This is a genomic window from Catonella morbi ATCC 51271 (assembly GCF_000160035.2).
Taxonomy (GTDB): domain Bacteria; phylum Bacillota; class Clostridia; order Lachnospirales; family Lachnospiraceae; genus Catonella; species Catonella morbi.
On the sequence record NZ_KI535366.1, the window covers coordinates 149,571 to 170,411 of the forward strand.

Consider the following 20,841-nt stretch of genomic DNA (forward strand, 5'->3'; position numbering starts at 1 on the left):
AAATAGAACTTAATGTGATGACCAGACAGTGTCTGTCACGAAGGATTAAAAACATTACCAATCTTCGCGAAGAATTAGCAGCCTGGGAGGTAGAGCGAAATATTTTTGCAGCAAAGGTCTATTGGCAATTTCGAACTGTTGATGCCAGAGTAAAATTGAATTCATTGTATCCTAAGTTCACAACAGCTTCCAGATAGGAAGTTGTTGTAATACTAAATATCAATGTGCCAGTACACTAGTAAGGTGAGAATTGCGACGGAAACAAGCTGTTGCAATCTTTGTAAAAAAGAAAATATATTATAAAAAACAGAAAGAGGTAATTTTATGTCAAATCCGGAAATAACAATTGAAATGGAAAACGGTAAAAAAATAGTAGCAGAGCTCTATCCTGAGATAGCTCCAAATACTGTGAATAACTTTATTTCACTTGTAAAAAAAGGCTTTTATGACGGGCTTATTTTTCATAGGGTAATCAAGGGTTTTATGATACAGGGAGGCTGCCCTGAAGGACTTGGAACAGGCGGACCGGGCTATGGTATTAAGGGAGAATTTGCACAGAATGGTTTTAAGAATGACTTAAAACATGAGCCGGGAGTACTGTCTATGGCAAGGGCTATGCATCCTGATTCAGCAGGTTCACAGTTCTTTATTATGCACAAGACATCACCTCATTTAGATGGAGCTTATGCAGGTTTTGGTAAGGTTATAGTAGGTATGGATGTTGTAAATGAAATAGCTGAGACCAAGACTGATTTTGAGGACAGACCGAAAGAAGAGCAAAAAATAGCAAAAGTAACTGTAGATACTAAGGGTGTGGATTATCCTGAACCGGAAAAGATGTGATAATATGGAGTGTAGTGAATTTCAAAAAAATATTCGGCCTTTAATATACGGACAGCTAAATATGCCTAAGAAAGAGGAAATGCTTGGGCATCTTTTGACGTGCAAAGAATGTAATGACGAGCTTGAAATTTACTACACTATTATTAACTGTCTGAAGGAACTTGAAGGAAAGCTTGAAACTTCTGACAATTATCATGGTGAATACAATAACTTTATTGAGAAAACCAAGAGGGATATTAAAAAGTATAAAAACAGGATGCTAAGAAGAAGAGTGGCTTTTCCGGGAGTGGTCGGAGCGGCAGTTCTTTTCACCGGTCTTTCTGTAAAGACGGAAACCGATATAAAGGTGACGGAAACAAGTGAAAGCAGGAGTTTTATAGATAACGACTTAAGCATGCGTTTCAGGTTTAGCGACAGCAAGGTACTATCGGATCCATTTGTGGATATAGAAGAACTGGCTAAAGAAATAGAAATTAGGAGAAGACTGTATGAAAAATAATTACCTTTTGTTAATAGATGGCTCAAGCCTTTTATCCACTCAGTTTTTCGGCAGCCTTCCGAGACAGATTTTATTTGCAAAAACCATAGAAGAAAAAGAAAAGTATTATGATAAAATATTACAGACCGCTGACGGTTTCTACACTAACGGAGTTTTTGGTTTTGTAAAATATTTATTAAAAATCATCAGGGAGCAAAAACCCAGTCATATAGCCATAGCCTGGGATTTAAGCAGAGATACATTTCGAAGGGAAATATATCCTGATTATAAAGGCAACAGGGTAGAGACTATGGCTCCTCTTTCAGACCAGTTTGCTATCTGTCAGGAGGTAGTAAAAGCCTTTGGAATAGCGCAGTTTATGTCCGGTACTTTTGAAGCGGATGATTTCTGCGGTACACTGGCTGAGAAGTTTAAGTCTGAAATTCCGGTATTTATAATGACCAAGGATAACGACTATCTTCAATTGGTGGATGATAAAATCAAGCTTTGGCTTATGCATGGTACTGCTGAAAAAACAGATGAACTGTATAAAAAATACGGTATCGATAAGTCCAAGGTAAATGCACCTGACAGATGTTTTGTGTATGATAAAGAGCTTATAAAAAAGGAATTCGGAGTAGAGCCTGAAAATGTAAATTCCCTTAAAGGAATAATGGGTGATGCTTCGGATAATATAAAGGGAGTACCCGGTGTAGGTGAGGCTACGGCAAGGCTGCTTATAGGGAAATATCATACAGTTGATGAGCTGTATAAGGCTATAAATAATAAAGATAAAAAAGAGCTTGATGAGATTAAAAAGGCTTGGAAGGAAGAACTCGGGATAAACCGTTCTCCGCTTTCATACCTTCTTAAAACGTCTGATACTGAGCTGGTTGGAGAAAAATCTGCCAGACTTTCGGAACAGCTTGCAACTATAAAGAAAGATATTGATACTACCGGCGTAGAATTGTCGGATTTAACTGCTAATATAGATTTTGAAGGCGGCGCAAAGATTATAAAAGCACTTGAGTTTAACTCAGTGGATATCAGTGACCTGGAAAATGAAGAGAGTGCGGGGAAAAGTGATGTAAATTCACTTCCTTACAGTCTTGATAAAGCTGTTGCAGAAAAGTTGATTTCTGAAAACGGAATCAATTTGATAAATAAATTGCATGAAAAGGCAGAGGCTATCAAGGTTACAAAAAAGGAAGCAAAGCCTAAAATAAGCTTTGAAAGAGCGGAAACCTGTGATATGGAAGAGGCTTTACAGTGTTTTAAAAATATAAGCAATAATGAAAAATATGTAGGCTTTGATATAAATGAAGAAGGACTTACCTTACTTTCGGGAAGTAAAGAAACTTTTATTAAGAAAGAGATGTTTATCAATGATGATTTTCTGAAGGTAAATCTGGACAAACTTTTTAATAGATGCAACAACACTATATTTGTCACATTTTCACTTAAAGAGAAGTTAATTTTCTTTAAGCAGACATATTATAAAAATGTGTATGACTTAGCTGTGGCACATTACCTTATAAATCCGCTTTCTACAGAACATAATGCAGAAGCGGTGTTAAGTGATTATCCTGATATTCTCTCAGGTGAAAATCCTGAATTTACGGCAAGGGCGGCTCTTTTATCCGCACCAAAGTTAATTTCAGAGCTAAGTAATCTTGGGATGGAGAATTTATATAAAGAAATTGAGATGCCTTTGGTTTCAACTCTTTATGAAATGGAAGAAAGAGGAATTAAGCTCAATAAAGAGGAGCTTCATGAATACTCTGAGGAGCTTGATGTACTGATTAAAAATTATGAAGAAGAAATCTACAAGATGGCGGGAGAGGAGTTTAATATAAATTCTCCTAAACAGCTCGGTGTGATACTTTTTGAAAAACTAAGGCTTCCTTACGGAAAGAAGACCAAAACAGGATACTCGACTTCTGCAGATGTGCTTGAAAGGATAAGGCTGGAAGATCCGATAGTTGAAAGGGTACTTAACTACAGGCAGGTTGCAAAGCTTAAGTCTACCTATACGGACGGACTTGAAGGGTATGTAAAAGAAGATGGCAGGATACATTGTAAACTAAACCAGCTTGTAACTGCCACGGGCAGGCTTTCAAGTACTGAACCTAACTTACAGAATATACCGATCAGGATGGAGCTTGGCAAGAGAATAAGAAAAGCCTTTGTTCCGAAAGAAGGCTATGTGTTTGTGGATGCGGATTACTCTCAGATAGAGCTTAGGATAATGGCACATCTTTCAGGAGATGAGGAGTTAATAAAGGCTTATCAGGGCGAGGAGGACATACATAGGATAACTGCCTCTCACGTATTCGGGGTACCTCTTGATGAGGTTACGGATTTGCAGAGAAGAAATGCAAAGGCTGTAAACTTCGGTATTATTTATGGAATAAGCTCATTCGGACTTGGCGAAAATCTCGGTATATCAAGGAAGGATGCCGAAAAATATATAAATGATTACTTTAAGGCTTATCCGCAGGTTAAAAAATATCTGGATTCTCTGGTAGAAACAGGCATAGAGAAAGGTTTTGTAAAGACTTATTTTGGCAGAATCCGCCCTATACCTGAGCTTAACAGCAACAATTTTATGAAGCGTCAGTTTGGGGAAAGAATAGCCATGAACTCACCTGTACAGGGTACTGCCGCAGACATAATCAAGATTGCAATGAACAGTGTAAATGCAAGGCTTAAATCAGAATTTCCGGATTCAAGACTTCTGCTTCAGATTCATGATGAACTTCTGATAGAAGCAAAAGAAGAGGATAAAGAGGCTGTGGCAAAGCTTCTTAAAGAGGAAATGATGAAGGCAGCCGAACTTAAAGTTAAGCTTTCGGTAGATGTTAAATTTGGCTATAATTGGTATGATGCTCATTAAATTCGGAGGGAATTTCATTGGTAATAGGAATTACAGGCGGAATAGGCTCAGGTAAATCTGTAGTTACCTCTCTTTTAAGAGATAAATTTGATGCAGCCGTTATAGACACCGATACAATAGGGCATGAGGTAATGGAAATCGGTAAAAGTGCTTATAAAAAGGTTGTTGAAATTTTTGGAAATAAGGTGATTGCGGAAGACGGATCTATTGACAGGAAAAAGCTTGGAAGTCTGGTTTTTGATAACCGGGAATTATTATGTAAGTTAAACGATATAATTCATCCTGCTGTAGAGGCAGAGGTAGATAAAAGGATAGCTGAATTTACACAAAAAAAATATAAATATATTGCATTAGAGACTGCACTTTTGATAAAAGTAAGGTATAATAGAAAGTGTGATAAGGTTTGGTTTGTCTATGCTGACAAAGATATAAGGCTTAAAAGGCTTTATGATAATCGTGGTATAGACAAGGGAAAAGCCGGAAAAATATTTGAAAGCCAGAACACAGAGGAAGAATTCAGACAAATTGCGGATGATGTTATAGATAACTCGGGTTCTGAGGCGGAGACTGAAATTCAGATAAAAAATATATTAGAAAGCTATTAGAGGAGGGTACAATGCAGGAATTACCTGAGAAGCCGGTGTTTGGTCTGGATATAGGAACCAGAAGTCTGGTCGGAACTGTTGGTGCAAGGGAAGATGAACATACTTTTAAAGTTTATGCTATAGCTCAGGCTGAGCATGAGACCAGAGCTATGCTTGACGGACAGATTCATGATATTCCGAAAGTATCTGAATCTATAAGAAAGATGAAGAAGAAGCTTGAAGCAGAGCTTGGCAAGGAATTGACCGAGGTTTCGATAGCGGCGGCAGGTCGTGTACTTAAGACTGTGAAGGTAAAACCTTTTATAGAGTTTACAGAAGAAACCATAATCCATGATGATGAAATTCATACCCTTGAAATGCTTGGAGTTGAAGAAGCCTATAAGACCATAAGGGCATCCGAGGAAAAGGGCAACGATTTCTATTGTGTAGGCTATTCGGTAATGCATTATTATATAAATGGCCAGCAAATGGTTAACCTGGAGGAGCACAAAGGTACAAGGATAGATGCGGAGCTTATTGCAACCTTTCTTCCCCGGGACGTGGTTGATGATTTATATGCAGCTGTTGAAAATGCAGGCTTAAATGTAGCAAATCTTACCTTAGAGCCTATTGCAGCCATAGATATAGCCATTCCGGAAAAATTCAGACTGCTTAATATAGCCTTGGTTGACGTGGGGGCAGGTACTTCCGATATATGTATAACCAATGATGGCTGCGTAATAGCCTATGGTATGATTCCTCATGCAGGTGATGAGATTACCGAAATAATAGCCAGACTTTGCCTGGTTGATTTTAATACAGCTGAAGAGATTAAGAGAGATCTTGGGAATCCTACGGTAGAGTTTAAGGACATAATGGATATTACTCAGACAATGAACTCAGAAGATATACTTAAGACCATAGCTCCAACCCTTAATTCAATAACGGAGGAAATAGCTGAGAAGATTAAAGAATTAAATGGCGGTAAGTCTGTAAGTGCAGTATTTGTAGTAGGCGGTGGCGGTAAGGTTAAAGGCTTTACGGAGCATATTGCTGAAATTCTGGGATTACAAAAGGAAAGAGTTGCACTAAGAGGTAAAGAAGTACTCGGAGAAGTTGAATTTGCAGATGAAAATGTTGAAAAAGATCCTATGTTGGTCACACCTATAGGCATATGTTACAGCTATTACGAATCTAGGAACAACTTCATATATGTTACTTTGAACGATACCAGAATCAAGCTTTATGATAATAATAAGCTGACAATATATGATGTGCTCAGTCAGGATGGATTTTCAAATGATGATCTTTTTCCTAAGCGCGGGAAATCTATTAATTATACCTTGGACGGCACAAGAAGGGTTGAAAGAGGAGAAGTTGGTGAACCTGCTGAAATCAAGCTGAACGGAAATATTGTAAGCATAAGCAAGCCTATTTCCAAGAATGATGTAATTACAATTAAACCGTCCACATCCGGAGCTCCGGCAAAACTTTTGGTTAATAAGATAAGAGAAATGGACAATCCTTTCCATATCATTTTCAACGGAAAAGAGCTTAGCTGTCCAAAACTTGCGGAGGTAAACGGCAGGCTGGTATCAGGTTTCTATGAAGTAGCTGACGGTGATAATGTAGTTATAAGAAATTATTATACCCTGCTTCAGGTTATGGAAATGCTTGATTTACCTTATCATAACGGCATACTGGTTAATAATATGCCTGCTGATGAGAATACAAAGATTTATGACAATTTTGCAGTAACGGACAATGCTTCTTATACAGAGGAAGAAGCTAAACCGGAAGTAAATTACAGCAGCTATGACGAACTTCCCGATGATGAAGAATACGTTGAAACAGAGATAGGAACCGCTACAGTATCAGAGCCGGCACCTTCTTATAAAGAAACTGCAAATTCAATTACTTTCGGTTCGGGTGAAGATGAAATATCTATACCGGTTGCGGCACCTCAAACTGTAACCGATGAGATACCGTATATGGATGAGGCTGTGGAAGAAGTAAAGGAAGAAGATATACCGGTGGAAGTATCTGCCTCTGAGCCTACAACAGATGAATCCGTATTTACAACAGGCTTTGAAGGAGCGGCTATGGCTGTGGCACCGGTTTACGAACAGGAAGAAGCTGTTTCGGAAATACCTGAAAAAGCACAGACTTCATTTAATCCATCCGCAAAAGATATAACGGTTAAAGTAAATGATACAATTGTAACACTTAAGGGTAAGGTACATTATCTGCTCGTTGATGTGCTTGATTTCTATCCCTTTGATATGAGCGAATACAGAGGAAGGCTGATTCTTGAAGTAAACGGTGTGGGAGATATGGACTTTACCTCACCTATACATGACGGAGATCAGATTAGGATAGCTTGGAGTGAATAATACTAAAATAAGTTCTTCATTATGGTTTACAACACTTGCCAGCGGAAGCAGCGGTAACTCAAGCCTTATTGGGGATTCGGAAGGAAATCACTTTCTTGTAGACTGCGGAATAAGCTGTAAAAGGATAGTGGAAAGTCTGTCTGATTTTTCGATTGATACAGAAAGTGTTAAAGGAATTTTCATTACACATGAACATGCTGACCATATAAACGGACTGATGATGCTTATGAAAAAATACAAAATTCCTGTTTTTGCAAGTCTTGGAACACTTTCGGAACTGACTAAATGCAGAGGCTTTGATAACAGTTATAAAAAGCTGATGTATAAAATAGAGGCAAACCGCCCTTTCTGTTTTAATGATTTTAAGGTAAATTGTTTTAACATACCTCATGACGCTGCAGAGCCTATGGGCTTTAATTTTGAAAAATATGATACCAAGGTTTCTGTATGTACTGATTTTGGTATGATTACTGATGAAATTGAAGATGGGCTTAAAGGATCGCAAGGTTTGGTCATAGAAGCAAATCATGATGAGAGGATGCTTGAAGCAGGAAGATATCCTTTCAGGCTAAAGAGGAGAATCCTGGGTGACAGGGGACATATTTCCAATGAAAACTCAGGAAAACTTATAACAAAACTGTGGAATGAAGATATGAAGCATGTCTTTTTGGGACATCTGAGTGATGAGAATAATATGCCTGAACTTGCACTTGAAACAGTAAGGTGTGAATTGTTGATGAAGCATAAAAATTATGAAAACTTTACAAAGATTGAAGTAGCCAATCGGGATAAAACATCCGGAAAAGTTATATTAGAGGCTTCCGTAATTACAGACGGAAAGACAGCATAATCTTAAGATGAATGCTTAGTTACAATACTAATTATGGGGATTCCCCAAGAAGGAGAGGATATGAAAAGAGCAGTAATTACAGCAGTAGGAAAAGATAGTGTAGGAAGATTTGCAGAAATATGCAATTATCTTGCGGGGAAAAAAATAAATATACTTGATGTTTCGCAGACTCTTATCGGTGGTTTCTTTAATATTATGCTTATTGTTGATATTACAGAGGTAGACAATGAATTTGCTTCTGTAGTGGACGGTTTTATGAAACTTGGAGAAAAATGTGATTTTAAGGCAAATATCCAGAGAGAAGAGATTTTTGATCAAATGCATCGTATCTGATATTTGAAACTGCGTAATTAAAGTCAGGTATATTTGATATAAGTGATTAGGAGGAATAATGATTACTTTAGGAGAGGTATTTGAGACAAATGACATGATATGGAATGAACATCTGGATGTTCGTACCATAACTCTCGGAATTAGTCTTTTAGATTGTATTACAGATGATTTAAACAAATTAAATGAGAACATCTATAAGAAAATTACAGAAACCGCAAAAGACCTGGTAAAGACCGGAGATGAAATAGGCAAGGAATTCGGCATCCCTATTGTAAATAAAAGAATTTCCGTAACACCGATAGCCCTTATAGGCAATTCAGCCTGTAAAACAGAAGAAGATTTTGTGTCAATTGCAAAGACTCTTGACAGGGCAGCAGAGGCAACCGGAGTAAACTTCATAGGCGGTTATTCGGCTCTTGTATCTAAAGGAAGCACACCTGCCGATAAGCTTTTAATCAGGTCTATTCCGAAGGCTCTTAAAGAAACAGAGCATATATGCAGCTCTGTTAACCTGGGCTCTACAAAAACCGGAATAAATATGGATGCAGTGAAGCTGATGGGAGAAATCATTAAAGAGGCTGCGGAGCTTACAAAGGACAGGGATTCCATAGGCTGTGCAAAACTTGTGGTATTTTGTAATGCTCCTGATGACAATCCGTTTATGGCGGGGGCTTTCCATGGGGTTACTGAGGCAGATAAAATAATAAATGTCGGTGTAAGCGGACCGGGTGTGGTAAGAGCGGTGCTCAAACATTCTGAAGGAGATGATTTTGGTACCCTTTGTGAGAAGATTAAAAAGACTGCATTTAAGATAACAAGAATAGGTCAGCTTGTAGCCTTGGAAGCAGAGAAAAGACTTGGTATTCCGTTTGGAATAGTAGACCTTTCACTAGCTCCTACACCTGCAATCGGAGATTCTATTGCAGATATTTTCTATGAAATGGGACTTGAACATGCAGGTGCTCCGGGTACAACAGCAGCCCTTGCCCTCCTCAATGACCAGGTTAAGAAGGGCGGAGTTATGGCGTCTTCTTATGTAGGTGGACTTAGCGGTGCTTTCATCCCTGTAAGTGAAGATCAGGGGATGATAAATGCTGTCTTGGATGGAGCATTGAGTATTGAAAAACTTGAGGCTATGACCTGCGTATGCTCAGTTGGACTTGATATGATAGCAATTCCGGGCAGTACTTCAGCTTCGACCATTTCGGGAATAATAGCTGATGAAATGGCAATAGGTATGATAAATCAGAAGACAACAGCGGTAAGACTTATTCCTGTAGTTGGGAAAGATGTCGGAGAACAGGCTGAATTCGGAGGACTTCTGGGTTATGCTCCGATTATGCCTGTGAATGGATTTTCTTGTGAAAAATTTATTAATAGAGGTGGCAGAATACCTGCACCTATACATAGTTTCAAAAATTAAGACAGCTTAAAAAATTAATGAAGGTTGGGTTATCTATGGAAACTAAGATGTGGAGTGAATTTTTAGCACCTTACAGACTTGCGGTGGATGAACTTGTTGTAAAGCTTAATCATATAATTGAAGATTATAGAGCGATGGGGCAGTATTCTCCTATTGAACAGGTTATAGGCAGAGTTAAACGAATTTCCAGCATTATAGAAAAAGCTCAAAAAAAAGGAATTCCACTTTATGACATAGAAAACAGAATAGAAGACATTGCGGGTATCAGAATTATCTGCCAGTTTGAAGATGATATTGCAAATGTTATAAAAATGATTAAAAAACGTTCTGACTTGGTGGTACATGAAGAAAAAGATTATATAAGCAATCAAAAACGCAGCGGTTACAGAAGTTACCACATAATCGCATCTTATAATGTGGAGACTCTGACCGGTAAAAAGACGGTGAAGGTAGAAATACAGGTTAGAACCCTGGCTATGAATTTTTGGGCTATAATCGAGCATTCGCTTCAGTATAAGTATAAGGGAAACATGCCTGAGAATGTATCTAAAAGGCTTAAAAACTCTGCTGCCGCTATAGTTCAACTGGATACAGAAATGTCTGCAATCAGAAATGAAATTGTGGATGCACAGAATTCATTCAGAATTAAAGCAAGCATTGTATCTCAGATACTAAACAACATTCAAAACCTATATAAGGTGGCTAATGACAGAGAAGTAACCAAGATACAGAAAGAGTTTTATGATATCTATGCAACCGGAGATTTGAACACTCTTATAAAGTTTAGCAAGGAGCTGGATACTATATCGGAAGGATATCACAGTCAGAGCCTGCCGGAAAGGAATTTGTAATATTTAATGATAAATTTACCGGAAAGTTTTTTAATAAAAATTAAAAATATGCTTGGAGAGGAATATGATAAATTCCTTGAAAGCTACAATAAAAGTCCTTTACAGGGACTAAGACTTAACAGAACCAAGGTCTCTCCTAAGGAATGGGAGAGACTTTCTGTGGTTAAAACGGAAAATATTCCTTGGATAGATAACGGCTATTATTTTGATGGTTCTGTATTTGCCGCTACCAGACACCCTTACTATTATGCGGGTCTTTATTATATACAAGAGCCTTCTGCGCAAACTCCCGCCAATATTCTTCGGGTAGATCCCGGAGACAGGGTATTAGACCTTTGTGCCGCACCGGGAGGTAAAAGTACAGAGCTTGCAGCTAAGCTAAATGGAAAAGGTGTACTTGTATCAAATGATATATCTGCTACCAGAGCAAAGGCTCTGCTTAAAAACTTAGGTGTATTCGGCATTAAAAATGCTTTAATTACAAGTGAAACTCCGAAGAATTTAAGTGATGTATTTAAGGGATATTTTAACAAAATTCTGGTGGATGCACCTTGTTCAGGAGAAGGAATGTTTAGGAAAGAGCCTGCCATTATTAAGAACTGGGAACAGTATGGCACAGGTTATTATAATGATTTACAAAAAGATATACTTCCTAATGCGGTAAATATGCTGTCAGATGACGGATATTTACTGTATTCAACCTGCACTTTTTCGCCTGATGAAAACGAGGGTACAATTAACTATATTTTAACAATGTTTCCCGAGCTTGAAGTAATACCTGTCAATGACAGTTATGAAGGCTTTGATTCAGGACATCCTGAATGGATAGGTTCAGACAAAGAAGAAATAAGAGGTGCTGTGCGGCTCTGGCCACATAAGATGGAGGGAGAGGGACATTTTCTATGTTTGCTTCATAAGAAGAAAACTGATTATCCTAAGTATTTTGAAACTAATGTAAAGAGGGTTAAGCTCTCTAATGAAGAAGAAGCTTTCCTTAAAAGCTGGGGCTTAACAAATGAAGAACTGGCAAGACTTGAGTTACATGGAGAGAAACTCTATCTTATTCCTGAGGGGCTGCCGGATGTCACCGGGCTTAGGATTCTTAGAAACGGACTTTATGTGGGAGATAGAAAGAAAGGAAGATTTGAGCCAAGTGAACCTTTTGCTATGTCACGTACTAAAGACGAATCCAAGTATTTTCTTGATTTAGATGCAGATGATGAGAGAGTGGTTAAATACCTAAAATGTGAAACGATAGAAGTGACAAAGGATGAGCTTGTAAAAAATAAACTTGATAAGGCTGAAAAGGGAGCTTTTATTCTGATTGGAATTAACGGTTTTCCTTTGGGATTTGGAAAGCTTTCGGGAACTACGGTAAAAAATAAGTACTTTGCGGGCTGGAGGATGATGTAGGGATTAATGAAAGATTTAGATCCCGGAGTTAACTCTCAATAATTTAGTTTAAATTTTAAGTTTAATTAATTTGCACCTTATATAGATAGAAAGTGCAAAATTTGCACTTTTAATATTGACAAAGTGCAATTTTTGCACTAAGCTGATTATAGAGGTGCAAATTATGAAAAAGTTAAAAAGATTAAGAATAGATAAAAAATTAACACAGCAAGATGCAGCGAATTTGGTTGGAATATCTTTACGTTCATATAAATCATATGAAAATGATAGCTTAAAAGAAGGAAGTATAAAATATAACTACATTTTTGAGAAATTATCAGAAATTAACCCTATTGATGAGGAACATGGGATTCTTGAAATTGAATACATAAAGCAGAAATGTTCAGAGGTTTTTAGTAAATATAAGGTAAATTTCTGTTATCTTTTTGGATCTTATGCAAAAGGTAAGGCAAGAGAAGATAGTGATGTGGATATTCTTATTTCCACTGATATTAAAGGACTTAAGTTTTATGGTTTAGTGGAAGAAATAAGAAGTTCATTACATAAAAAGGTAGATGTTTTAGAGGTTGCCGGGTTAAAGGATAATATAGAATTACTGGAAGAAATTTTGAAAGATGGAATAAAGATATATGGATAATTCTAAAAATGATATTTCTGAATTGCTGGTGATGATTTCTAAGAGTTAAAAGTAGGTAAAATTATGCTTTGGATTGAGATTAAAAAGAATACTACTATAGTAAACCTCTAAGTTTAAGGGAATATACTTATTTTAAATTAAATGAAAATATAAGGCAGGTCATTAATATTATGAAACGGAGCAGCCAATGTCAAAAACAATAAGACTTGATAAATATTTATCAGATATGACCTCTGAAACCAGAAGCAAGGTTAAAGAATATATAAGAAAAGGCAGGGTTACGGCTAACGGAGTTGTTATCAAAAGCCCTGAAACCAAGGTAGATACAGATAATGACGAAATTTGTATAGATGGTAAGCCGGTGGGATATGTAGAATACTATTACTATATGATGAACAAACCACAGGGAGTAATAACCTCTACCGAAAAGGGCAGGACAAAGACGGTTATGGATGTTTTCAAGGAAACAGGAACCGGCTGTCCGAGATTTAACGAACTTTCCCCTGTAGGCAGGCTTGATAAGGATACGGAGGGACTTTTACTGATTACAAATGACGGGGAATTAAACCACAAACTGCTTTCTCCTAAAAATCATGTGGATAAGGTTTATTATGCAGAGCTTAAAAGCCCTGTAAAAGTATCTGATATAGAGATTTTTGCGGGTGGGTTAGATTTGGGAGACTTTATCTGTAAACCTGCAAGGCTTGAAATCTGTGATGATGTAAAGAAATTTGCGGCTAAAATTACCATATCTGAAGGGAAATTTCATCAGGTAAAGCGTATGTTTGAGGCTGTGGAGAATGAGGTTATATACCTGAAAAGACTTTCTATGGGAAGTCTTAAGCTTGATGACAATTTAGAATTAGGCGAAGTAAGGGCACTTACAGAGGAAGAAATAGGGCAACTTAAAAAGTAATATGAATTTCCGGTTATTCACTTAATAGTTCATGTATTTCAGGGAATATTTTTGAATAATTCGAACTAAAATTAGTGAAAAAATATATAAAATATTGTATAATTGGAGTAAGAATTTTTATGAAGAAATATAATAAGTTTGAAAAAGGCTATCTCACGTACAGAAAAAATAAATTATTCTTAAATGTAGCCTTAAATGTATTGGCAGCAGTTATCATTTTTATTGTCGGACTTTTGCTAAATAAAATGCAGCCAAGAAATATATTTTCGGTTTTAGCCTTGTTGTTTGTACTTCCTGTCGGAAGGAGTTTAGCCACATTTTTTATTCTTTTGCCCTATAAAGAAATGAAAGGTGAGACCTTGGTTAAGGCTGAGGAGAATATAGCAGGTAAAGGCATTTTGCTATATTCACCGGTATTCACTTCAGCAGAAAATGTAATGCACCTTGACCTCGTAGCTGTATTTAAGGGGAGAATATTAGGTTACAAGGAAAAAGCAGGGAAATCTGTCAGAAATGAATATGATTATAAGAAAAAAACTGATGCAGCCAAAGCTTATATAGACAAACATCTAAAAAATCAGGGAAGGGGGGATAATATAGTCGTTTTTGACGACATGGATAAGTTTATCAAAGCATTTCCGGAAAATAAGCTGTCAGAGGGGGAAATGTCTGAGATTAAAGGCTTTGCAGAAAGTATGGAGTACTTTACAGTTTAGTAGATTACGATTGAAAGGGGAAAGTATGTTAAAAAAAATATTTAAAATTGGAATTGTAGTGCTGTTTTTGATTACATTTTTTAATGTAATACCATCTAAGGCTGTTTATGCGGAAACGGTTGCAAATCATCAGATTTTTTCTGAGAAAATCATTAAGAAAAGAATAGCTGAAATCAAAAAGTTTTACTACAAACAACCTGATAAGCTGACTACAAGAAAAATAAGCTTTGGAGGTAATATACTTCCGGGTGGAAGTATCAAATTTACTTATTATTTGAAGGGAAAAGATCTTCTGTTTGCTTACGGAAAAAATGATGATATGGAATTTCGCCTTTATTTCCATAAAAATCAGCTTATTCAAATGATTTATGATGAAAAAGGCAAGAAAAGAGAGATTTATACACAGCTTTATAAGGAACTTTTAGAAGATGAAAACTATTTGGTAGGTGATGCACAGATTTATATGGAACTTGAGAATCTTTTCAAAAAGGAATACTCTGCCCATTTAAAAAAAACGGATGGAACCAAGACCATAAAGCAGGTTATTATAACTGATGCTTCGAATAAGAGTATAACCTATCATACCTGTAAGGTGTACGGAGAATATATTAGCTTTGATACTAAAGCCTACATTGCAAAACTATCGGATAAAGTAATAGTAAAGTCTCATTATATAAAACCTCTTGAAGATGGTTCTACATATAAGACGAAAAATCTTGATGATCTTATGTATGCAATTGATTACTTAAATTATGTCGAGGCTGATATTAAAGAAAAAAACGGAAAGATAGTTGAGATTATTATTCAGGAAGGTTATTAAGCTAAAAATTATAATGAGAGTATAAGGGGGAAAGAATATGTCTATTAAGAGAATATGTAAAATTAGTGTTGTTTTGTTTTTATTTTCTATGGTATTTAACTTGTTTTCGTTAAAGTCTGTTACAGTAAAGGCTGATACAGTAGCCGAACATGAAGTTTTTTCCAATGCGGAAGTTAAAGAAAGAATAGCTGAGATAAAGGATTATTATTACAATAAACGTGATGAACTCACTGTTAAAAAGGCAGTATTCAAACATTGGTCTTTTGATGGCGGAAAGGCAAACTTTAACTATTATCTTGATGGTGAAGAGTTAATGTTTGCTTACGGCAAGAGCAAAAATACCGAGTACCGTCTTTACTTCAAAGATAACCAGCTGATTCAGCTTCTTGTAGATAAAAAGGGTGAAAAACGCAAGACATATACGCAGTTGTATAAAAAGCTTGATACCTCTTCTTATGATGAAACCCTCAGTCTTTATATGGAATTTGAGGATTTCTCTTTAATAAAGCTGGATGATGTTGTATCAAAGACTTCAAAAACGGTTACAGGAGAGAGAGTATTTATAACAGGTATTTCAGACAAGAGCCTGACTTATCATTTGGGACATGGCTGTGGGAAGGATATGTCCATCAGATCACTTTATCCTGAACCATACACAGTAAAAATGACTAAAAATGTAAAAATAAAGGATTATACTTCAGACCCTGCAAAACCTAAATTACGTTCTGTTAAGTGGCTTAAAGAAAGAATCGGAGATTATCTGGATGTTTGTGAACTTGTAACAAAGAAGGGCAAATTGATTGAGGTTAGGATTCCGTTTGAGTCATAATTTGGAATAATCATTATTTTCTTAAATGAGGGGGATGATATAATGATAAGAAAAAGAATAATTAACATCGGATTAATGTTATTATTTTTTGTGGCACTGTTTACACAGATGCCTACTAAGACTTTTGCGGCTGAAACTGTTGCAAAACACAAGATTTTTTCTGAGAAAACCATTCAAAAAAGAATAGCTGAAATCAAAAATTATTACTATAATCAGTCTAAGAAACTTACAAAAAAGAATACACCTTTTGATGATATGGGCACAAAAATAAAATTTACATATTATTTAAAGGGTAATGATCTTATGTTTGCGTATGGCAAAGGAGAATATAAGGAGGAATACCGCCTCTATTTTTACAAAAACCAGCTTATAAAGTTTTTAGTTAATGAGAAAGGTAAAAAGTCTAAAACCTTCAACCAGCTTTATAAAAAACTTAATAATGATCCTGATTCTGCAGAATATGATGATGAACTGAACTTATATATGGAACTTGAAAGTTTTTTTAGGATAAAGTATGCATCTCTTTTCACAAAAGAAGATGGGACAAAGACCGTAAAATGGATATATATTACCGATGTTTCAAATACAAGTCTGACCTATCATACCGGCGAATCGTATTTATATGAGACAGGAATTGTATCTCTTGATGCCAAGGCTTATACAGCTAAATTATCAAAAAATGTTAAAATAAAAAGTTACTGGAATGCTCCGCTTGATTATGAACTTAAAACTGTTGAGTGGTTGAAAGAAAACTTTAGTTCCAGAGGAAACTACATTCCTGCAAGCCTTAAAGAAAAGAATGGGAAAATAGTTGAAGTCAGTCTGATGTATCAGGATTAAGGTAAAGGTGGATGATTTGTTTTATCTGACTATGAAAGGGGAGAGAAAAATATGAATATTAAAAATTTATGTAAAACAGGATTGATGTTGCTTTTACTCGTTGCAGTATTTACCCTGTTACCATCGGGGGAAATTACAGCAAAGGCTGAAACTGTCGCAAATCATGAGATATTTTCAAATAAAACTGTTGAAAGCAGAGTAAAGGAAATTCAGGATTACTACTACAATAAGTCCAAGCTTCTTACTGTAAAAACAGCGATCTTTAATGACTGGACCTTAAAGGGCAAGAATAAGGATGTTAAATTCAATTATTACTTAAAAGATAAGGAATTGATGTTTGCCTACGGAAAGGGACAAGGCATTGAATACAGGCTTTATTTTTACGAAAATCAGCTTATCAGGATGGTGATTGATAAAAAAGGAAAAGAAAGAAAAACCTACACACAGTTGTATAGAAAACTTAAACACTTGGAGGAAAGTAATGAAATTCATCTGTGTATAAGTTTAGAGAACTTTTTCAGGATTAAACTTGCTGATGAGTTTCCAAGAAAAAATAGAATAAAGTCGGAAGAAGAGGTATATATTACCAATATTTCAAAAGGAAAAATAACTTATCATACAGGTATTGTATATGGACCGGGAGCAATGTATTTATCCTTAGATGCGGCTTCATACACTGCAAAATTAGACAGTAAAGTACAGGTGTTAGATTATACCGAGTCTCCTACTGAGCCTGAAACACGCTCACTTAAGTGGTTTATAAATGATTTTGCCAAAACTAAATCAGGTTTTGTCCTTTGCAGTATTATTGCAGAAAATGGTAAAATTATAAGAATTGAACTTCCATATCTTGCATAAAATGATAAACCACAATTTGGAATGTATGATAATGAGGGGGTAATGGTATGTTAAAAAAAATGACGATTAAAATGAGCTTAGCAGTATTGTTTTTGATGGTGGTTTCATTTTTCATCCCTGCTAAGATTACTCAGGCTAAAACTGCTGTAGGACATATAGTTTTTAGTGAAAAAGAAATGAAGCAAAGAATAGCCGAAATTAAAAAATATTACTACAAACAGCCTAAAAAGCTTACCAAAAAGAGTATAGAGTACCGTGATAAGTATTCTGATGAAGCTGTAATTAGATTTGATTATTATTTGCTAGGTAAAGATCTGATGTTCGCTTATGGAGTAGAAACTAAACAAAAAACTGAATACCGTCTTTACTTTTACAAGGACCAGATTATCAAGGTGCTGATTGATAAAAAGGGAAAGAAACGCCAAACTCTTGACCAGTTTTATGTTAAATTTGACAGTACTTTTTATGATGAAAACCTGATTTATTACCTGGATTTGGAAAACTTTTTCAGAATAACAGTTGCGGAGCTTTTCAAAAAAACTCCAAGAGCCAAATCTGATGGTTATATATTTATTACCGATATTTCGTACAAAAATAATAAAAGTATAACTTATCATACAGGTAACGGATACGGTTCAGACGGTGTAATGATATCACTGGATACTGAGGCATATACTGCTAAACTGGCCAGAAATGTAAAAGTTAAGGATTATACGGAGAGCCCTGATGAGTATAAAGCGTTAACTCTCGAGTCATTGTATAGGGAATTTAGCGGCTACTACATACCGGCAGGCATTACTGTGAAAAATGGACAGGTAGTGGAGATTGAACTTCCGTATCAGCCTTAAATTCATGATTTAGATTACCGGGTGTCAAATACTTTTGATGCCCTAATCATATTTTATTAAAAAGGTAACCGTTAAATGATATTACTTAAAATAAAGCATATTGATGCCGGTGGGAGACTTGATAAATATCTGATGAAATTCTTAAAAGATGCTCCCACAAGCTTCATTTACAAGATGCTTAGAAAGAAAAACATAGTACTAAACGGCAAGAAGGCTGCCGGAAATGAATTATTAAAAGAAAATGATGAAGTCAAACTTTTCCTTGCAGATGAGACCATAGTCAAATTTGGAGGGAAAGTGACTTTGTCACAGACTGCTGACAGGGAATATGTTGCTACTGCCGAGGATAGCGTTGAAAGCGGTAGTGACGATTCCCTGTATGATTTCTTAAAATCCCTTAAATGGGAATTTGATGAACCAAAGGTCATATATGAGGACAGGGATATTATTATAGTTAACAAACCTGTAAATGTGCTTTCGCAGATAGCAAAAACAGGCGATGTATCTATGAATGAATGGCTTATCAGTTATCTGATAAATTCAGGAAGCCTTACAGCAGAAGATATGCTTACGGTTAAGCCTGCGGTTGTGAACAGGCTTGACAGAAATACGAGCGGAATTATACTTGCAGGAAAGACTCTTACAGGGCTTAGATTTCTTTCGGATATTATTAAAACCAGAAAGCTTACAAAATATTATCTGACCATAGTTAAGGGAGAAATTCCTAATAATTTCACTGCTGAAGCCTATCTTCTAAAAAATGATAATCACAATACAGTTAAAATCTATAAAGACAAGGTTGAGGGAGCAGAATACATAAAAACAGCCTATGAAGTTCTGCAGGTAAAAGACGGACACAGTCTGCTTAAAGTTGAACTTATAACCGGCAAAAGCCATCAGATCAGGGCTCACCTATCCTTCCTTGGCTATCCTGTAATAGGTGACGGTAAATACGGACTTAAATCAGAGAATACAAATTATAGAAGAATGGGGCTTAACACTCAGTTTTTACATTCTTATGAAATTAAGTTCCCTAAGTTTGAGGGGGAATTTGCATATTTAAGTGAGAGAAGTTTTAGTGCAAAACTGCCTGAAAGGCTTGAAAAAGTTGCAAACAAGCTTGGGTTTAATATTTAATATCATTAATAGTTACACTTTAATTTAGTTCTCTAAAACGTTAATGCTTTAGAGGGCTAAACTAAATTTCGATATTTTGCAAATATTAGGTCATATCCCCCTATAGTCACAGACCGAAAACGGTTTATTATACTTTAATATGTGAAATTAGAGGTATGTGCCCCTTGACTTGAATATTTAGGGGTTGTTATCTCTTGACACGCAAAAAATGAGCGGATTACGAATATTTATGTACTCTAAATAAAAAGGAGATTATATGCCGTCTTGGAATTCCAGAGGTCTCAGAGGTTCACTTCTTGAGACTCTTATAAATATGACAAACGATAAATACAGAGAACAGGGACTTGCCCTTGTCCAAAAAGTACCGACACCGATTACCCCTGTAAATATAAATGATAAGGGCCAGATTACCCTTGCGTATTTTGACAGTAAGAGTACAGTGGATTATATAGGGGTGGTTCAGGGTATTCCGATTTGCTTTGATGCAAAAGAGTGTAATAAACCCACTTTTCCGCTTCAAAATATACATGAGCATCAGGTAAAATTTATGGAGGATTTTGAAGCTCAAGACGGAATAGCCTTTATGGTAATATATTTTTCTGATACAGATGAATACTACTATTCACCTTTTAAAGAAATTAAAAAATACTGGACAAGGGCTGTAAACGGTGGCAGAAAGAGCATTAAAAGAGAAGAGTTCACGGAGGGATATTATCTGGATATCACGGGAAAGACTACCGTGCCTTATCTTGAAGGATTGGAAAAAGATTTGGAAGAAAGAGACAGCCACCTGACATTTTAGGTAATTTGGGGTGAATTTTGTGTTTGAAAAAGAAGATAATACTTGACAAAAAAAATATATTTTTGTATAATGCATAGGTATGAAATTTTATTGTTTATTCAAGGATTGTTATCCATGTGATAAATCCTTTTGAATACAATATATAAAGTATTGATAAGGGAGGTGTTCACATGTCAATCTGTCCAAAGAATAAGAGTTCTAAGGGCCACAGAGATGCCCGCAGAGCAAACTGGAAGATGAGTGCTCCTGCACTTGTTAAGTGCAGCAACTGCGGAGAGCTTATGGTTCCTCACAGAGTATGCAAAGCTTGCGGTTCTTACAACAAGAAAGAGATCGTTAAAGTTGAAGCTTAATTTAGGGTAAACAATATAAGC

21 protein-coding genes and 1 pseudogene are annotated in these 20,841 nt (G+C 36.0%); all 22 read left to right on the forward strand.

What is annotated here, in order from left to right:
• Positions 1-197, forward strand: a pseudogene (locus GCWU000282_RS16770) (IS630-like element ISCARN102 family transposase); the annotation flags it as partial.
• Between the two features lie 127 nt (positions 198-324).
• Complete coding sequence (locus GCWU000282_RS00715; protein ID WP_023353051.1) at positions 325-843, forward strand: peptidylprolyl isomerase; 519 nt, start codon at positions 325-327, stop codon at positions 841-843.
• A gap of 61 nt (positions 844-904) precedes the next feature.
• Positions 905-1,342: a hypothetical protein gene (locus tag GCWU000282_RS00720; RefSeq protein ID WP_156913095.1), complete on the forward strand. Its 438-nt coding sequence runs from the start codon at positions 905-907 to the stop codon at positions 1,340-1,342.
• A complete protein-coding gene (gene polA, locus GCWU000282_RS00725; RefSeq protein WP_023353053.1) occupies positions 1,332-4,217 on the forward strand; it encodes a DNA polymerase I in 2,886 nt (961 codons plus the stop codon). Before GCWU000282_RS00720 ends, polA begins: the two co-directional genes overlap by 11 nt.
• Before the next feature lie 17 nt (positions 4,218-4,234).
• On the forward strand, positions 4,235-4,822 hold the full coding sequence (gene coaE, locus GCWU000282_RS00730) for a dephospho-CoA kinase (protein WP_023353054.1): 588 nt from the start codon (positions 4,235-4,237) through the stop codon (positions 4,820-4,822).
• An 11-nt stretch (positions 4,823-4,833) separates the two neighbouring features.
• A complete protein-coding gene (locus GCWU000282_RS00735; protein WP_023353055.1) occupies positions 4,834-7,194 on the forward strand; it encodes a cell division protein FtsA in 2,361 nt (786 codons plus the stop codon).
• On the forward strand, positions 7,187-8,044 hold the full coding sequence (locus GCWU000282_RS00740; RefSeq protein ID WP_023353056.1) for an MBL fold metallo-hydrolase: 858 nt from the start codon (positions 7,187-7,189) through the stop codon (positions 8,042-8,044). The genes GCWU000282_RS00735 and GCWU000282_RS00740 overlap by 8 nt, the downstream gene beginning before the upstream one ends.
• 60 nt (positions 8,045-8,104) lie before the next feature.
• The gene (locus tag GCWU000282_RS00745; protein ID WP_035038904.1) at positions 8,105-8,377 is read left to right on the forward strand and encodes an ACT domain-containing protein; all 273 of its coding nucleotides are present in this window, start codon (positions 8,105-8,107) and stop codon (positions 8,375-8,377) included.
• Between the two features lie 58 nt (positions 8,378-8,435).
• Complete coding sequence (locus tag GCWU000282_RS00750) at positions 8,436-9,800, forward strand: PFL family protein (protein ID WP_023353058.1); 1,365 nt, start codon at positions 8,436-8,438, stop codon at positions 9,798-9,800.
• Between the two features lie 35 nt (positions 9,801-9,835).
• Entirely contained in the window at positions 9,836-10,651 is an 816-nt protein-coding gene (locus tag GCWU000282_RS00755; protein WP_035038906.1) for a GTP pyrophosphokinase, read from the forward strand.
• Positions 10,652-10,657: 6 nt separating this feature from the next.
• Positions 10,658-12,064 carry an RsmF rRNA methyltransferase first C-terminal domain-containing protein gene (locus GCWU000282_RS00760; RefSeq protein WP_023353060.1) on the forward strand — a complete coding sequence of 469 codons (1,407 nt, stop codon included), beginning with the start codon at positions 10,658-10,660 and terminating at the stop codon, positions 12,062-12,064.
• A 163-nt stretch (positions 12,065-12,227) separates the two neighbouring features.
• On the forward strand, positions 12,228-12,701 hold the full coding sequence (locus tag GCWU000282_RS00765) for a nucleotidyltransferase domain-containing protein (protein WP_023353061.1): 474 nt from the start codon (positions 12,228-12,230) through the stop codon (positions 12,699-12,701).
• Positions 12,702-12,888: 187 nt separating this feature from the next.
• Positions 12,889-13,617, forward strand: coding sequence for a pseudouridine synthase (locus GCWU000282_RS00770; RefSeq protein WP_023353062.1), 729 nt, complete (start codon positions 12,889-12,891; stop codon positions 13,615-13,617).
• A 119-nt stretch (positions 13,618-13,736) separates the two neighbouring features.
• Positions 13,737-14,333, forward strand: coding sequence for a hypothetical protein (locus GCWU000282_RS00775; protein WP_023353063.1), 597 nt, complete (start codon positions 13,737-13,739; stop codon positions 14,331-14,333).
• 25 nt (positions 14,334-14,358) lie between these two features.
• On the forward strand, positions 14,359-15,153 hold the full coding sequence (locus GCWU000282_RS00780; protein WP_023353064.1) for a hypothetical protein: 795 nt from the start codon (positions 14,359-14,361) through the stop codon (positions 15,151-15,153).
• Positions 15,154-15,190: 37 nt separating this feature from the next.
• Positions 15,191-15,982 (forward strand): hypothetical protein, encoded by a 792-nt coding sequence (locus GCWU000282_RS00785; RefSeq protein ID WP_023353065.1) that lies wholly within the window; start codon positions 15,191-15,193, stop codon positions 15,980-15,982.
• A gap of 42 nt (positions 15,983-16,024) precedes the next feature.
• Positions 16,025-16,822: a hypothetical protein gene (locus tag GCWU000282_RS00790; protein WP_023353066.1), complete on the forward strand. Its 798-nt coding sequence runs from the start codon at positions 16,025-16,027 to the stop codon at positions 16,820-16,822.
• A 51-nt stretch (positions 16,823-16,873) separates the two neighbouring features.
• On the forward strand, positions 16,874-17,680 hold the full coding sequence (locus GCWU000282_RS00795) for a hypothetical protein (RefSeq protein WP_023353067.1): 807 nt from the start codon (positions 16,874-16,876) through the stop codon (positions 17,678-17,680).
• Between the two features lie 47 nt (positions 17,681-17,727).
• Positions 17,728-18,528: a hypothetical protein gene (locus GCWU000282_RS00800; protein WP_023353068.1), complete on the forward strand. Its 801-nt coding sequence runs from the start codon at positions 17,728-17,730 to the stop codon at positions 18,526-18,528.
• 75 nt (positions 18,529-18,603) lie between these two features.
• The gene (locus GCWU000282_RS00805) at positions 18,604-19,665 is read left to right on the forward strand and encodes an RluA family pseudouridine synthase (protein WP_023353069.1); all 1,062 of its coding nucleotides are present in this window, start codon (positions 18,604-18,606) and stop codon (positions 19,663-19,665) included.
• 256 nt (positions 19,666-19,921) lie between these two features.
• A complete protein-coding gene (locus GCWU000282_RS00810; protein WP_023353070.1) occupies positions 19,922-20,467 on the forward strand; it encodes a Holliday junction resolvase RecU in 546 nt (181 codons plus the stop codon).
• 170 nt (positions 20,468-20,637) lie between these two features.
• Complete coding sequence (gene rpmF, locus GCWU000282_RS00815) at positions 20,638-20,820, forward strand: 50S ribosomal protein L32 (RefSeq protein ID WP_023353071.1); 183 nt, start codon at positions 20,638-20,640, stop codon at positions 20,818-20,820.
• Positions 20,821-20,841: the final 21 nt, after the last annotated feature.

Bases quoted from the DNA above. Each gene is read 5' to 3' on its own strand.
- GCWU000282_RS00745 (WP_035038904.1), top strand. From the start codon at position 8,105: ATGAAAAGAGCAGTAATTACAGCAGTAGGAAAAGATAGTGTAGGAAGA.
- rpmF (WP_023353071.1), top strand. From the start codon at position 20,638: ATGTCAATCTGTCCAAAGAATAAGAGTTCTAAGGGCCACAGAGATGCC.
- GCWU000282_RS00720 (WP_156913095.1), top strand. From the start codon at position 905: ATGCCTAAGAAAGAGGAAATGCTTGGGCATCTTTTGACGTGCAAAGAA.
- GCWU000282_RS00810 (WP_023353070.1), top strand. From the start codon at position 19,922: ATGCCGTCTTGGAATTCCAGAGGTCTCAGAGGTTCACTTCTTGAGACT.
- GCWU000282_RS00805 (WP_023353069.1), top strand. From the start codon at position 18,604: ATGATATTACTTAAAATAAAGCATATTGATGCCGGTGGGAGACTTGAT.
- GCWU000282_RS00750 (WP_023353058.1), top strand. From the start codon at position 8,436: ATGATTACTTTAGGAGAGGTATTTGAGACAAATGACATGATATGGAAT.
- GCWU000282_RS00790 (WP_023353066.1), top strand. From the start codon at position 16,025: ATGATAAGAAAAAGAATAATTAACATCGGATTAATGTTATTATTTTTT.
- GCWU000282_RS00770 (WP_023353062.1), top strand. From the start codon at position 12,889: ATGTCAAAAACAATAAGACTTGATAAATATTTATCAGATATGACCTCT.
- GCWU000282_RS00755 (WP_035038906.1), top strand. From the start codon at position 9,836: ATGGAAACTAAGATGTGGAGTGAATTTTTAGCACCTTACAGACTTGCG.
- GCWU000282_RS00785 (WP_023353065.1), top strand. From the start codon at position 15,191: ATGTCTATTAAGAGAATATGTAAAATTAGTGTTGTTTTGTTTTTATTT.
- GCWU000282_RS00795 (WP_023353067.1), top strand. From the start codon at position 16,874: ATGAATATTAAAAATTTATGTAAAACAGGATTGATGTTGCTTTTACTC.
- GCWU000282_RS00800 (WP_023353068.1), top strand. From the start codon at position 17,728: ATGTTAAAAAAAATGACGATTAAAATGAGCTTAGCAGTATTGTTTTTG.
- GCWU000282_RS00715 (WP_023353051.1), top strand. From the start codon at position 325: ATGTCAAATCCGGAAATAACAATTGAAATGGAAAACGGTAAAAAAATA.
- polA (WP_023353053.1), top strand. From the start codon at position 1,332: ATGAAAAATAATTACCTTTTGTTAATAGATGGCTCAAGCCTTTTATCC.
- GCWU000282_RS00775 (WP_023353063.1), top strand. From the start codon at position 13,737: ATGAAGAAATATAATAAGTTTGAAAAAGGCTATCTCACGTACAGAAAA.
- GCWU000282_RS00760 (WP_023353060.1), top strand. From the start codon at position 10,658: ATGATAAATTTACCGGAAAGTTTTTTAATAAAAATTAAAAATATGCTT.
- GCWU000282_RS00780 (WP_023353064.1), top strand. From the start codon at position 14,359: ATGTTAAAAAAAATATTTAAAATTGGAATTGTAGTGCTGTTTTTGATT.
- GCWU000282_RS00735 (WP_023353055.1), top strand. From the start codon at position 4,834: ATGCAGGAATTACCTGAGAAGCCGGTGTTTGGTCTGGATATAGGAACC.
- GCWU000282_RS00765 (WP_023353061.1), top strand. From the start codon at position 12,228: ATGAAAAAGTTAAAAAGATTAAGAATAGATAAAAAATTAACACAGCAA.